This window comes from Streptomyces sp. NBC_01244 (genome assembly GCF_035987325.1).
GTDB lineage: Bacteria > Actinomycetota > Actinomycetes > Streptomycetales > Streptomycetaceae > Streptomyces.
In genome coordinates, this window is the sequence record NZ_CP108488.1 from 3,556,466 (window position 1) to 3,569,615 (window position 13,150).

Sequence of the window (13,150 nt, forward strand, 5' to 3'; positions counted from 1 at the left end):
GCGGAGCCGCTACGGGCGCAGCATCGGCTCGCGCTCGATGTCGCGCTGGTCGAGCTGCGCGTCCGGCTTCGCCAGGGGCGCGGCCTTCGCCGCACCGGTGGACCCGGCGGCCGGGGCCACTCCGGCCCACTGCAGGATCTTCGCGGTGGCCAGCGCCTTCTCGGCCTCCATGAGCTTGGAGACGTTGGCCCCGTGGTTGGCGCCCGGAGCGGTCATCACGTAGCTGTCGCGGGCCCCGTAGCCGAGGTGGAACGGTTCGGCACCCCACGGGTCGTTCTGCCCGTAGACGAAGAGCATCTGGTGGGCGTTGTTCTTCACCCAGGTGTCGACGTCCCGCATCGCCGCCGGCTGGAAGGTCATCGGGATGTCGCGGGGCACGAAGTTGCGCGGCGGCTGGTAGCCGTAGCGGCTGAGGTTGCCCAGGTGGGGCTGCTTGATGTCGGGGGAACCGAGCTGGGTGCCCGCCTGGTAGTAGTACGGCGTGTACGTCTCCAGGCCCTGGTCGGCGTAGGCCGAGAAGCCGGAGATCGCGTCGATCGTGTCCCAGATCTCCTGGTCGGTCGCGGTGGCGGCGGCCGGGATCGTGGCGCAGTCGGCGAGCAGGCTGTACTGCCAGAAGGCCCACACGTAGTCGAGCACGACGGCCTCGTAGGCCTTGTCGAGGTTGCCGACGGTGGTGAAGGTCCAGCCGTTCTCGGCGGCGGCGACCGCGTACTTGGCCTCCAGCGGCTCGCGGCGCACGAGCGCCTCGCGCTGCACCGCGTTCAGCTTGTCGCGGCACTCCTTGGTGCCGACCTTGGCGAAGAACCGGTCGTAGGCCGAGTCCTCCTTGTTCACCACGTCGTTGGGGGCGACGTACGCCACCACGCCGTCCATGTCGCGCGGGTAGAAGCGCTCGAAGTAGGTGGCGGTCATGCCGCCCTTGCTGCCGCCCGTGGAGAGCCAGTTCTTCTTGTAGACCTTCTTCAGGGCGGTGAAGACGCGGTGCTGGTCACTGGCGGCCTGCCAGATGTCGAGGTTCGCCCAGTTGGCCGGGTCGGGGCGGGACGGGGTGAAGAAACGGTACTCCAGCGACACCTGGTTGCCGTCGATTATGGTCGTCGGCTCGCTGCGGCGCGGGTTGGTGTTGACGTTGTAGCCGGAGGTGAAGAACACCGTGGGCCGCGTGACGTCCTTGTGCAGCAGGGTCAGGCGCTGCTTGAAGGTGCCCTTCCACGGCGCGCGGTGATCGACCGGCTGCTCGTAGTTCAGTACGAAGAAGCGGTAGCCGGGGTACGGCTTCTCCTCGATCAGGCTCATCCCCGGGATCGCGAGGATCCGGTCCTTGATGTCTTCCGTGGCGGCCTTGGCATCCGTGGCGGTGGCATCCGTGACGGCGGACGGTTCCGCGGCGGTGGCCGCTTGCGCCGTGGTGCCGGCCGCACCCACGGTGCCGATCAGCACCGCGAGCGACAGCAGCCATCCGAGCTTCTTGCGCATTCACACTCCCCAAAAGTTCACATCGGTCGCCGTGAACCTAGCCGGGGGAACATGCGGCTGAACAGACCTAGTTGGGCCGCTCCATCAGCAAAGGATCCAGCCGGAATCCACTGATCCGGACCCCACGCTCCCCTTTACATACACGCAGCGGTTGATCGAGTGGACCCCGACGGGGCCGGCGTACCGGGTGAATCGCCCCGCGTCGCGCACCGGGTAGCCGCCGCGCGGCTGGATGCTCACCGACATCTGCCGCCGCTGACCGGGCTCCCGGGCGACCGACACCGCGCAGGCCCGGTCGCGCGTCTTGTACACGCGCACCTCCCCCGTGGAGAACGGCAGCGTCCGCACCAGGTTCCCCGCGCACCAGCCGGTCGCCGCCTGCGCCGGCTGCGCCGTCAGCAGTCCGGCCGCGCCCAGCCACAGCGTCACCGTGATCACCACCGCGCGGGCGGCCCATCGCCCGTTCCGGTTCCGCGCCTTCGACACCCTGCCCCCCATCGGTCGTACGTACAACGTGCGTACGTTCGTACGACGCCGGACCCCCTCGAATGGTTGCGTGGAACAAGAACTCAGCCCGTGGCGCCCGCCCGGCCGGTCATCGCGTGACGCCCGCCCCGTGGTCGAAGACCGACTCCCGCGGCCGGACCAGGGTGGCCACGGCGATCGACTGGAGGTGGGTGGTGCGCACGGCGGGCAGGTTGGCCTCGCCGAAGATGCCGCCCGTCGCTCCCGTGCCGCCGTTGTACGGGATCCCCGGCACGCAGCCGATGTGCGAGTCGTTGACCTTCAGCATGCCGCCGTTGACCACTTCCTCGCAGAACCGCTCGACGACCCGCTCGTCCTGGGTCCACAGGGAGTTGCGCAGACCGTAGCGGTTGGCGTTGAGGAAGCCGATGGCCTCCTCCAGCCGGACCGGCGCCTCGGGCACCACCACGCACAGCAGCGGGAAGAAGGTCTCCTCGCGGAAGGCGCGCAGCCGGGCGGCCCCGGCCAGCCCGTCCACCCGGACGACCGCCGGGCGGATGAACGGCCCCGCCGCCGAGGGCTCGTCGTCCACGTCCACGACCTCCCCGCCGCACAGCAGTTCCCCGCCGGCCGCCAGCACCTCGCCGAGGACTTCGGTGAACTCCGCCCGCTTGACCACCGGGCTCAGCACCGTGCGCGGATCCTCCGGCGGACCGGGCCGGATCTCCCGCACCTGCTCGACCAGCTCCTTCAGGAGCCGGTCGGCCACCTCCGGATGGACGATGGCGAACTTCGGGGTCATGCAGATCTGCCCGGAGCCGTAGTACCGCTCGCACAGGGCCCGCGCGGCGAGATCGGTCTCGGCGTCGTGCCACACCAGCACCCCGTCGTTGCCCGACAGTTCGAGTACGGGCTTCTTCCCCGCGGCCACGCACTCCCGCTCCAGTTTGAGCCCCTGCTCGGAGCCGCCGAAGAAGACCAGGTCGTCGCAGTCGGGGCTGTCCAGCCACTGGCGCACCACGGCGCGGGCGTGCGTGCAGAGCACGTTGAGGGTGCCGGGCGGGGCGCCGAGCCGCTCCAGGAGCGGGGCCACGATCTCCCGGTACACGAAGCCGACGCCCAGCGGGGCGGTGGGCGGCGCGTTGACGACCAGCGTGTTGCCCGCGGCGAGCGCCATCGCCCCGTAGAAGGAGTTGGAGGTCGGGGCGTTGCGCGGCGGGCTCAGGCACACCACCCCGTCCGGCTTGCGCACCATGCGGGTGCGCCGGCCGGCCGCGGTCCGCTCGGGCTCCCGCAGCCGCCCGGCGAAGTCGGCCACGGAGTCCGGGTGGAAGGAGGCGGCCACGGAGTCCAGCTCCCAGCCGGCCAGCCGTACGGGGTGGCCCTCGGCGACCAGCAGGCCCGTCAGCTCCTCGCGCCGCTCGACCACGGCCCGGTGGATGCCGTGCAGCAGCTCCAGCCGGTCGGCGAGCGGGATCCCCGCCCATCCCGGCTGGGCGGCTCGGGCGGCGGCCAGGGCGCGCAGCCCCTGCTCGGGGGTGGACATGGCCACGCGCCCCGCCAGCAGCCGGTCGTCGTACGGCAGGTCCTCGCCGCGCTCCAGCCGGGCCTTGAGCCCGAGCACCTCGAACGGCTCACGCAGGAGTTGACCCACCCGCGGCCAGTAGATCCATCGGGTGCCCGGCTCCTCGGCGCCGTTGACCCATACCTCGTAAGAGTGCATCCACAACTTCCTAGCCGGATAACGGGAGTTCGTGATCACGCAGGAGATTACGCTAGGTGATCGAGAGACCCCGCATCGTAGCCGTGAAAGGCAACCGATATGACGAACGACCTGCTCGACCGCAAGCTGGACCGCGCCTTCACCCACCTCGACGTCAACGAGGACCAGGTGATCGACGAGCACGACATCATCGGTCTCGGTTCCCGCCTGCTGTCGGCCCTCGGTGAGCCGGCGACCTCCCCCAAGGCGACCCGGGTGATGGGCGGGCTGGTCGACTTCTGGCAGGAGCTCTTCACCGAGCTGGACATGGACCGGGACGGGAAGGTCACGCCGGAGGAGTACAAGCAGGGCATGAAGCGCCTCTTCCAGGACGACCTCGCGGCGTACGACAAGTCGTTCCGGCCGATGGCCCACGCGATGCTCCTGGTCGCCGACAAGGACGACGACGGCCGGATCAGCCCCGAGGAGTTCCAGAAGGCCCAGACGGCCTTCGACACGAAGCTGAGCCACGCGGACACCGAGGCGCTCTTCGCCCGGATCGACGCCGACCACGACGGCTTCCTGTCCGTGGACGAACTCCTCGGCGCGGTGCGGGAGTACTACACCGGCACCGCGGAGGACGCGCCCGGGAACCTGCTCTTCGGCGAGCTCTAGCCGCGGCAACGGGATGCCGGCTTCCGTCAAGCCACGAGATGTCGGGCCGTGACACCGCACGGGTGGCGGGGCGTACTGGAACGGTCGAAGAGGCGTGGCCGTTCCACCCTCACCCGAAGGAGTAGGGCCCGCCCCGCACGCCACACGAAGACCGGCGCCCCGGATGCCACGGGGCGCCGGTCGACGCGGCGATCCGCCGGTGCTACGCCACGGCGGCCGGCTCGTCCTCGCCCGCGAAGGTGCGCCACAGCTCGGCGTACCGGCCGCCGCGGGCCAGCAGCTCGGCGTGGGTGCCGTCCTCCGCGACCCGGCCGCGGTCCATGACCACGACCCGGTCGGCGCGCGCGGCCGTGGTCAGCCGGTGCGCCACGACCAGGGTGGTGCGCTTGCCCGCGAGCCGGTCGGTGGCCTGGTTGACCAGGGCCTCGGTGGCCAGGTCGAGGGCGGCGGTGGCCTCGTCGAGCAGCAGCACGTCGGGGTCGACGAGCTCGGCGCGGGCCAGTGCGATCAGCTGGCGCTGTCCCGCGGAGAGGTTGCGGCCGCGTTCGGTGACGGTGTGCAGGTAGCCGCCGTCCAGGGTGGCGATCATGGCGTGGGCGCCGACCGCGTGCGCGGCGGCCTCCACCTGTGCGTCGCTCGCCTCGGGCCGCCCGTAGGCGATGGCGTCGCGGACGGTCCCCGGGAAGAGGTACGGCTCCTGGGGGACGACGCCGAGGCGGTGGCGGTAGCCCGTCAGGTCCAGCTCGCGCAGGTCCACCCCGTCGGCGGTGACCCGGCCGGAGGTCGGATCGTAGAACCGGGCCACCATCTTGACCAGCGTGGACTTGCCGGCTCCGGTCTCGCCGACGAAGGCGACGGTCTGCCCGGCGGGGATGCGCAGGCTGATCCCGCTGAGCGCCGGTTCCTTCTCCCCGCGCTCCTCGGCCGTGCCGTACGAGAACTCGACCCCCTCGAAGGCGATCTCGCCGCGCAGCTCGGTGACCGGGCGGGGGTCAGCCGGGCGGGGGGTGCTGGTGGGCTCGCGCAGCAGGCCCTGGATCCGGCCGAGGGAGACGGTGGCCTGCTGGTAGCCGTCGAAGACCTGCGAGAGCTGCTGGACGGGGGCGAAGAACAGGTCGATGTAGAGCAGGTACGCGACCAGCGCTCCGGTGGTGAGCGTGCCGGCTTCCACCCGGCCCGCGCCGACGATCAGGACGGCGGCGGCCGCCCCGGAGGACAGCAGCTGGACGAAGGGGAAGTAGACCGAGATCAGCCACTGGCCGCGGACCCGGGCCTGGCGGTACGAGTCGCTGCGCTCGGCGAACCGGACGGCGCCGGCGCGCTGGCGGCGGAAGGCCTGGACGATGCGCAGTCCGGCCACGGACTCCTGGAGGTCGGCGTTGACCAGTCCGACCCGGTCGCGGGCGAGCTCGTAGGCGGCGACGGACTTCCGGCGGAAGAAGACGGTGCCGATGATCAGCAGGGGCAGCGTGGCGAAGACGATCAGCGCCAGCTCCACGTCCAGGACGAGCAGGGCGACCAGGATGCCGAAGAAGGTGAGGACGGAGACGACGGCGGTGACGAGCCCGGTCTGCAGGAAGCTGGACAGGGCGTCCACGTCGGTGGTCATCCGGGTCATGATCTTGCCGGTCAGTTCGCGCTCGTAGTAGTCGAGGCCGAGGCGCTGGAGCTGGGCGAAGATCTTGACGCGCAGGGCGTAGAGCACGCGCTCGCCGGTGCGGCCGGTCATCCGGGTCTCGGCGAACTGCGCGGCCCACTGGGCCAGGACCACGCCGAGCGCGAGCAGGGACGCCGCCCAGACGGCGCCGAGGGCGGCCGCTTCGACGCCCTGGTCGATGCCGTGCCGGATCAGGATGGGCAGGAGCAGGCCGGAGCCTGCGTCGAGGGCGACGAGGCCGAGGGATATCGCGAGCGGGGCCCAGAAGCCGCGCAGCAGGCGGCCCAGGTTGTAGCTGTCCTCGGCGGAGGCGGCGCGGGTCTCGTCCACGTCGGGGGTGTCGTCGGCGGGCGGCAGTGCGGCCACCTGCGCGAGCAGTTCGGGGGTGGCGGACATCCCCGCGGGGGCGGTGGTCTTCTCGTCCGCCTCCTCCTGGCGCCGCCAGAGCTCGGGGGTGATCCCGCCGGCCACCCGGCGCTTCGCGTTCACGGGCTCGGAGTCGATCTCGGCTTCGAGTTCGATCTCCCGCTCCATATCCCGGTCCAGGGCTCGCTCGAACTCCTCCATCGCGGGCGCCCCGGGCGTCCGCGGGGAGCCTGCGCCGAGCGCGTCCGGATCGGTGAGCAGCCGCCGGTACAGGGCGGAGCGGCGCTCCAGCTCCTCGTGCGTACCGACGTCGGAGAGCCGCCCGTGGTCCAGTACGGCGATCCGGTCGGCGAGGGCGAGCGTGGAGCGGCGGTGGGCGATGAGCAGGGTGGTGCGGCCGGCCATGACGGCGCGCAGCGCCTCGTGGATCTCGTGCTCGACGCGGGCGTCGACGGCGGAGGTGGCGTCGTCGAGGAGCAGCAGGCGGGGGTCGGTGAGGATGGCGCGGGCGAGCGCGATGCGCTGGCGCTGGCCGCCGGAGAGGGTCAGGCCCTGCTCGCCGACCTTGGTGTCGTACCCGGCGGGGAGGGCCTCGATGAACCCTTCGGCCTGGGCCGCGCGGACGGCGGCACGGACCTGTTCGTCGGTGGCGCCGGGGTGTCCGTACGCGACATTGGCGCGGATGCTGTCGGAGAAGAGGAAGGAGTCCTCGGGCACCAGCCCGATGGCATCGCGCAGGGAGTCGTAGGTCAGCTCGCGCACGTCGTGGCCGCCGACCCGGACGGCGCCGCGGTCGGCGTCGTAGAAGCGCGGCAGCAGCAGCGAAACGGTGGACTTGCCGCTGCCCGAGGAACCGACGAGGGCGACGGTCTCCCCCTCGGCGATCGAGAGGCTGAACCCGTCGAGCACGGGCCGCTCGGGGTCGTACCCGAACCGCACGTCGTCGAACTCGACGGTGGCGGGCGCGTCCGCGGGAAGCTCGTGCTTCCCTTCCTCGATCACCGGCTCGGTGTCGATGAGCTCGAAGACCCGCTCCACGCCTGCGCGGGCCTGCTGGCCGACGGTGAGCACCATGGCGAGCATGCGGACGGGGCCGACGAGCTGGGCCAGGTAGGTGGAGAAGGCGACGAAGGTACCGAGGGTGACCTGTCCCTTGGTGGCCATCCAGCCGCCGAGGGCCAGCATGGCGACCTGGCCGAGGGCCGGTACGGCCTGCAGCGCCGGGGTGTAGCGGGAGTTCATCCGGATGCCGCGCATCCGCCCGGCGAACAGCCGGCGCCCGGCCTCGCGGAGCTTGCCGGTCTCCTGTTCCTCCTGGCCGAAGCCCTTGACGACGCGGACGCCGGTGACGGCCCCGTCGACGACGGTGGCGACGGCGGCGGCCTGACTCTGGGCGTACCAGGTGGCGGGGAAGAGCTTCTTGCGGCTGCGCTTGGCGATGAACCAGAGGGCGGGGGCCATGAGCAGCGCGACGACGGTCAGCAGCGGCGAGAGCCACAGCATGATCCCGAGGGATATCCCGAAGAGCAGGAAGTTGCCGATGGTCATGGGCAGCATGAAGAGCAGCCCTTGGATCAGCTGGAGGTCGGTGGTCGCCCGCCCCACGACCTGCCCGGTGGACAGCTCGTCCTGGCGGCGGCCGTCGAGCCGGGCGATGGTGTCGTACATGTCGGTGCGCAGGTCGTGCTGCACGTCGAGGGCGAGCCGGCCGCCGTAGTACCTGCGGATGTAGGTCAGCACGTACACGAGGACCGCGGCGCCTATGAGCATCAGGGCCCAGGGCCCCATGGGCTTGCTGTGGTCGCCGATGACATCGTCGAGGATCACCTTGGTGACGAGCGGCACGAGGGCCATGACGGCCATGCCGCCGAGCGAGGATCCGAGGGCCAGCAGCACATTGGCCTTGTACCGCCAGGTGTAGGCGGCGAGCCGCCTGCCCCACCCCTGTTTGCTTCCAGCCGCCGTTTCCGCCGTCGCCGTAGCCACGTACTGCCTCCCCGTTCGTCCTGCCCTACCGGAAGCGCCAACGCTCCGACCGGCGGATTTCATCCCGCCGCAACAATTCGAACTGGGGTCCGCGGGTTCCGCGCGCGGTGCTGGGCCTACGGGGGCTACGGCGGCCACCGCGGCCACCGCGGCCTGCCGCAGGTCCTCTGGTCCACGCCCGGCCGGGCAGCCCTCAGACGTGGGTGGGTTCGAACATCTTCAGCTCGGCCGGAAGGAGCAGCAGCGAAGGTCCCGGGGTCTTCAGGGACGCGGCCAGGTCCTCGCGGAGGGATTCCGGGGTGGTCGTGGTCGCCGGAACGCCGAAGGAGGCCGCCAGGGCCACGAAGTCGGGGCGGGTCAGGCTCGTGCCCGTCTCGCAGCCGTACTCGCGCAGGATGCCGTAGCCGCCGTCGTCCACGATCAGCCAGGTGACGTCCAGGTCGTGCTGGCGGGCGGTGGCCAGGTCGGCGATCGAGTACATCGCGCCGCCGTCGCCGGAGACCGCGAGGACCGGGGTGCCCGGCTCCGCCACGGCCGCACCGAGAGCGGCCGGGAAGGCGTAGCCGAGGCCGCCCGCGCCCTGCGCCGAGTGCATGGTGTTGGGGTGCTTGGCGTCGAAGGCCGACCAGGCCCAGTACGACAGGATCGTCATGTCCCAGAAGGACGGGGAACGTGGCGGCAGGGCCTGCCGGATCGAGGTCAGGAGCCGCTGCTCCAGGGTCAGGTCCTGGGAGTCCAGACGGGCCGCGATGGCGGACAGGAGCAGGGCGACGCGCTCCGGGGCCTGCGGGTCGGGGCGTTCGGCGACCGTTTCGAGGAGTGCCTGCAGGGCGAGGCGGGCATCCGCGTGGATGCCGAGGCCCGCGTGGTTGGACTCCAGCTTGCCGAGGTCCGCCTCGATCTGGACGACCCGGCCCTCCGGGAAGAACGTGTGGTAGTTCGAGGACAGTTCGCCCAGGCCCGAGCCGACCACCAGCAGGACGTCGGCATCCTCCAGGAAGTCCGTCATGTGGCGGTCCTCCAGCCAGGACTGGAGGGAGAGCGGGTGCGTCCAGGGGAAGGCGCCCTTGCCGCCGAAGGTGCTGACGACGGGGGCGTTCAGGCGTTCCGCGAGCTGCTTCAGCTTGCCCGCCGCGTCCGAGCGGATCACCCCGCCGCCCGCGATGATCACCGGGCGCTCGGCGTTCTCCAGCCAGTGGGCCGCCAGTGCGGTCAGCTCCGGGCGCGGGGTCAGTTCGTGCGGGGTCGCGTCCATGCCCGTGACCTGCGGGATGAAGGTTTCCGTGCGCAGTACGTCTTCCGGGATCTCCACCCACACCGGTCCGTGCGGGGCGGTCAGCGCCGATTCCCAGGCCTCGGCGATCACGGACGGGATCTGGGAGGGGGTCCGGGCGGTGTGCACGGACTTGACCACGTCCCGGAAGGAGGCCGACTGGTCGCGCAGCTCGTGCAGGTGACCGCGCCGGCCGCCGCCCAGGCCCGGGGTCGGGACCTGCGAGGAGATCGCCAGGACGGGCGCCGACGCCGCCGCCGCCTCGGCCAGGGCGGGGAGCGCCATGAGCGCGCCCGGGCCCGTGGACAGGAGGAGCGGCGCCGCCTCGCCCGTCATCCGGCCGTACGCGTCCGCGGCGAACCCGGCGTTGTTCTCCGTACGGAGTCCGACCAGGCGCAGGTCGGAGCGGCCGACGGCGTCGAAGAGGCCCAGCGCGTGCTGGCCGGGCAGCCCGAAGACGGTGGTCGCGCCGAGCGAGCGCAGCGTCTCCACGACCAGGTCCCCGCCCGTGCGCCCCGGCGGGGGCGCGAGCGCCGCCGCCTTCTGGGCTTCGGTGGGACGGAGTACCAGGTCGTGGTCGTGCGTCACGCTCTTCGTTGCCCTTCGGGTTCGCCTTCGCCTCGCCTGCGCGCTGTGCCTAGCGGGCGCCGCGTGCCGCAGAGATCTGACGGCTCATGATCGTGGTCAGCTCGTACGCGGTGTGCGAGGCCGCGACCGAGGTGATCTCCGCGTGATCGTACGCCGGGGCGACCTCGACGACGTCCGCCGAGACCAGGTTGCAGGAGGAAAGCCCGCGGATGATCTCCAGCAGCTCGCGGGAGGTCATGCCGCCCGCCTCCGGGGTGCCCGTACCGGGGGCGTGCGCCGGGTCCAGCACGTCGATGTCGATGGAGATGTACAGCGGGCGGTCGCCGATGCGCTGGCGGAGCTGGTCGGCGACCTCGTCGGCGCCGCGGCGGTAGACGTCGGCCGAGGTGACGATGCCGAAGCCCATCTTGGCGTCGTCGTCCAGGTCCTGCTTGCCGTACAGCGGGCCGCGCGTGCCGACGTGGGACAGGGCCTCGGTGTCGAGGATGCCCTCCTCGACGGCGCGGCGGAACGGGGTGCCGTGCGTGTACTCGGCGCCGAAGTACGTGTCCCAGGTGTCCAGGTGGGCGTCGAAGTGGAGCAGCGCGACCGGGCCGTGCTTCTTCGCCACCGAGCGGAGCAGGGGCAGTGCGATCGTGTGGTCGCCGCCGAGGGTCATCAGGCGGGAGCCGTTGCCGATCAGCTCGTCGGCGGCGGCCTCGATCGTGTCGACGGCCTCGTTGATGTTGAAGGGGTTCGCCGCGATGTCGCCGGCGTCGGCGACCTGCGCGAGGGCGAACGGGGAGGCGTCCTGCGCCGGGTTGTACGGGCGCAGCAGGCGGGAGGCCTCACGGATCGCGTTGCCGCCGAAGCGGGCGCCGGGGCGGTACGAGACTCCGGAGTCGAAGGGCACGCCGACGACGGCCACGTCGGCCTTGCCGCCGACCTCGTCCAGGCGGGGCAGCCGGGCGAAGGTCGCGGGGCCCGCGTAGCGCGGGATGCGGGAGGAGTCGACGGGGCCGCGCGGCTGCGTGCTCATGGGGGGCCTTCCGGGGAGGTGTGCGGTGCGGTCCTTCGAGCGTAAACGGACACCTCGGGTCGGCGAAGTGTACGTTTCATCCATCACGCTCCACCTATGTGTACGGAGTATCCACTCATGGAAGCCCCTCCCACCCCGCCGGTCGCGCTCGGCCGGCTGCTCGCCGACCACGAGCTGGGGCTGCGCCACCTGGCCGGGCCCGCCGAGGCCGAACTGCACGGGGTGCACGCCTCCGAGATGGCGGACCCGTCCCCCTACCTGCTGGGCGGCGAGCTCCTCCTGACGGCGGGAGCGGGCCTCGCCGGGGCGGGTGCCTGGCCGGCCGGGGGAACGGAACACGGTGCGGGCAGCCGCGCGGAGCCCCCGGGGGCGGACGTCGGTCCCGCGGGAGCCGGGCCCGCCGACGTCCGCCCCGGCCACGGGGGCGCGGGGCACGCGGACACCCGGCGCGCCCACACCCGGAGCGCCCACACCGAGCGGGCCGGGACGGTGCCGGTCGGCACCGGGCACGTGGGTGCCGGGCACGCGGCGGGCGAGCCGATCGACGCCGGACCGTACGTCGCGCGGCTGGTCCGGGCCGGTGTCGGAGCGGTCGGGTTCGGGGTGACCCCGGTGCACGAGACCGTGCCCAGGGCCCTGATCGAGGCCTGCGAGCGGTACGGGCTGCCCCTGGTCGAGGTGCCGCCCGGGACCCCGTTCACCGCGGTCGGCCGGAGCGTCTGGCGGCTGATGGCCCGGGCCCGGACGGCCGAGCTCCGCCGGGTGACCGAGGCCCAGCAATCCTTGGCCGCGGCCGCCGCCCGCCCGGACCCGGTCCCGGCGGTCCTGCGCCGGCTGGCGGCGACCCTGGGCGGCTGGGCCGGCCTCCTCCCCGCCCCCCGGCCGGATTCCCCGGCGGCGGCCACCGGGCCGGCGACCGCCGCCGGGGCGGAGCCCGGGCCGACCCCCGTAGAGGCGGCCGGGGCTCAGCCCGCCGCTCCCGGCGCCTCCGCCGGAACGACGCCCGTCCCCGAGATCCTCGATGTGCTCGGCGGCCTCGCCCGACGGGTCGCACCCGGCTCCGCGGTCACCGCCACGGCCACGCACGGTGGGCTCCACCTCGGCGTCCACGCCCTGGGCGACGGGTGGGTCCTCGCCCTCGCGACCCCGACGCGGGCCCCCGGGGACCACACCGTCGCCTCGGTGGCGGCCGTACTGCTGACCCTGCTCACCGCGCACCGCCCGGCCGGGGCGGAGGCCGCCCTGACCCGGCTGCTCCTCGGCGGGGACCCGGCCGGGGCACTGGGCCCCGGGCCCTGGTACGCCGTCCACGCCCGCGGCACCGGCACCGGGGACCCGCGCGCCCTGGCGGCCGCGCTGGGCACCGTACTGCTGGACCCGCGCGGTGACTCCGTACCCGGGGACCCCGTGCGCGAGGACTCCGCACACGCGGGCCCCGCGCACGCAGGCCCCGCGCACCCAGGCCCCGTACGCCTGCTCACCGACCGCGAGCCCACCCCGCAGCCCGGATGGCGGCTCGGGGTGAGCGCCGCGGCCGAGCCCGGCGGGCTGCCCGGCGCCGACGCGCAGGCCGGGCGGGCCCTGGAGCGCGCCGAGGCGGCCCGTACCCCGCTGGTCCGGCACCGGGACCCCGGCTTCGCGGGCCTGGTCGGCGCGGCCGAGGCCCGGGCCCACGCCGAGGCCCTGCTCGGCCCCCTCTCCCCCGCGCTCCGGGACACCCTGCGCGGCTGGCTGGCCCATCACGGGAGCTGGGACCGCAGCGCGGCCGCCCTCGGGATCCACCGCAACACCGTCCGCCAGCGGATCGCCCGCGCCGCCGACCTGCTGGGCGGAGCCGACCTGGACGATCCGGACACCCGGATGGAGCTGTGGTTCGCGCTGCGCCTGCTGCCCTGAGGGGCGTCAGGCGGGACCCGTCTCGGGTTGGTGGCACGTCTCCCG

8 protein-coding genes are annotated in these 13,150 nt (G+C 72.9%); 2 read left to right on the forward strand and 6 right to left on the reverse strand.

Annotation, left to right across the window (positions count from 1 at the left end):
- Positions 1 to 9 precede the first annotated feature (9 nt).
- From OG247_RS15765 to OG247_RS15775, 3 genes are all read right to left on the reverse strand, one after another.
- Positions 10 to 1,479 (reverse strand): S28 family serine protease, encoded by a 1,470-nt coding sequence (locus OG247_RS15765; RefSeq protein ID WP_327252849.1) that lies wholly within the window; start codon positions 1,477 to 1,479, stop codon positions 10 to 12.
- An 84-nt stretch (positions 1,480 to 1,563) separates the two neighbouring features.
- Entirely contained in the window at positions 1,564 to 1,965 is a 402-nt protein-coding gene (locus OG247_RS15770; RefSeq protein WP_327252850.1) for a hypothetical protein, read from the reverse strand.
- 109 nt (positions 1,966 to 2,074) lie between these two features.
- The gene (locus tag OG247_RS15775; RefSeq protein WP_327252851.1) at positions 2,075 to 3,667 is read right to left on the reverse strand and encodes an aldehyde dehydrogenase family protein; all 1,593 of its coding nucleotides are present in this window, start codon (positions 3,665 to 3,667) and stop codon (positions 2,075 to 2,077) included.
- Between the two features lie 99 nt (positions 3,668 to 3,766).
- On the opposite strand from OG247_RS15775, the gene OG247_RS15780 reads away from it, so the two are divergent.
- On the forward strand, positions 3,767 to 4,321 hold the full coding sequence (locus tag OG247_RS15780) for an EF-hand domain-containing protein (protein ID WP_327252852.1): 555 nt from the start codon (positions 3,767 to 3,769) through the stop codon (positions 4,319 to 4,321).
- A 202-nt stretch (positions 4,322 to 4,523) separates the two neighbouring features.
- Here the strand turns inward: OG247_RS15780 and OG247_RS15785 are convergent, their stop codons facing one another.
- The 3 genes from OG247_RS15785 to speB form a co-directional block, all read right to left on the reverse strand.
- A complete protein-coding gene (locus OG247_RS15785) occupies positions 4,524 to 8,393 on the reverse strand; it encodes an ABC transporter ATP-binding protein (RefSeq protein WP_442813293.1) in 3,870 nt (1,289 codons plus the stop codon).
- 130 nt (positions 8,394 to 8,523) lie between these two features.
- Complete coding sequence (locus tag OG247_RS15790; RefSeq protein WP_327252854.1) at positions 8,524 to 10,191, reverse strand: thiamine pyrophosphate-binding protein; 1,668 nt, start codon at positions 10,189 to 10,191, stop codon at positions 8,524 to 8,526.
- Between the two features lie 49 nt (positions 10,192 to 10,240).
- On the reverse strand, positions 10,241 to 11,209 hold the full coding sequence (gene speB / locus OG247_RS15795; protein WP_327252855.1) for an agmatinase: 969 nt from the start codon (positions 11,207 to 11,209) through the stop codon (positions 10,241 to 10,243).
- 117 nt (positions 11,210 to 11,326) lie between these two features.
- On the opposite strand from speB, the gene OG247_RS15800 reads away from it, so the two are divergent.
- Complete coding sequence (locus tag OG247_RS15800) at positions 11,327 to 13,105, forward strand: helix-turn-helix domain-containing protein (protein WP_327252856.1); 1,779 nt, start codon at positions 11,327 to 11,329, stop codon at positions 13,103 to 13,105.
- Positions 13,106 to 13,150: the final 45 nt, after the last annotated feature.

Excerpts from the sequence above, each read along its gene's own strand:
- OG247_RS15775 (WP_327252851.1), bottom strand. The coding sequence starts at position 3,667 with ATGCACTCTTACGAGGTATGGGTCAACGGCGCCGAGGAGCCGGGCACC.
- OG247_RS15800 (WP_327252856.1), top strand. The coding sequence starts at position 11,327 with ATGGAAGCCCCTCCCACCCCGCCGGTCGCGCTCGGCCGGCTGCTCGCC.
- OG247_RS15780 (WP_327252852.1), top strand. The coding sequence starts at position 3,767 with ATGACGAACGACCTGCTCGACCGCAAGCTGGACCGCGCCTTCACCCAC.
- OG247_RS15765 (WP_327252849.1), bottom strand. The coding sequence starts at position 1,479 with ATGCGCAAGAAGCTCGGATGGCTGCTGTCGCTCGCGGTGCTGATCGGC.
- OG247_RS15785 (WP_442813293.1), bottom strand. The coding sequence starts at position 8,393 with ATGAAATCCGCCGGTCGGAGCGTTGGCGCTTCCGGTAGGGCAGGACGA.
- speB (WP_327252855.1), bottom strand. The coding sequence starts at position 11,209 with ATGAGCACGCAGCCGCGCGGCCCCGTCGACTCCTCCCGCATCCCGCGC.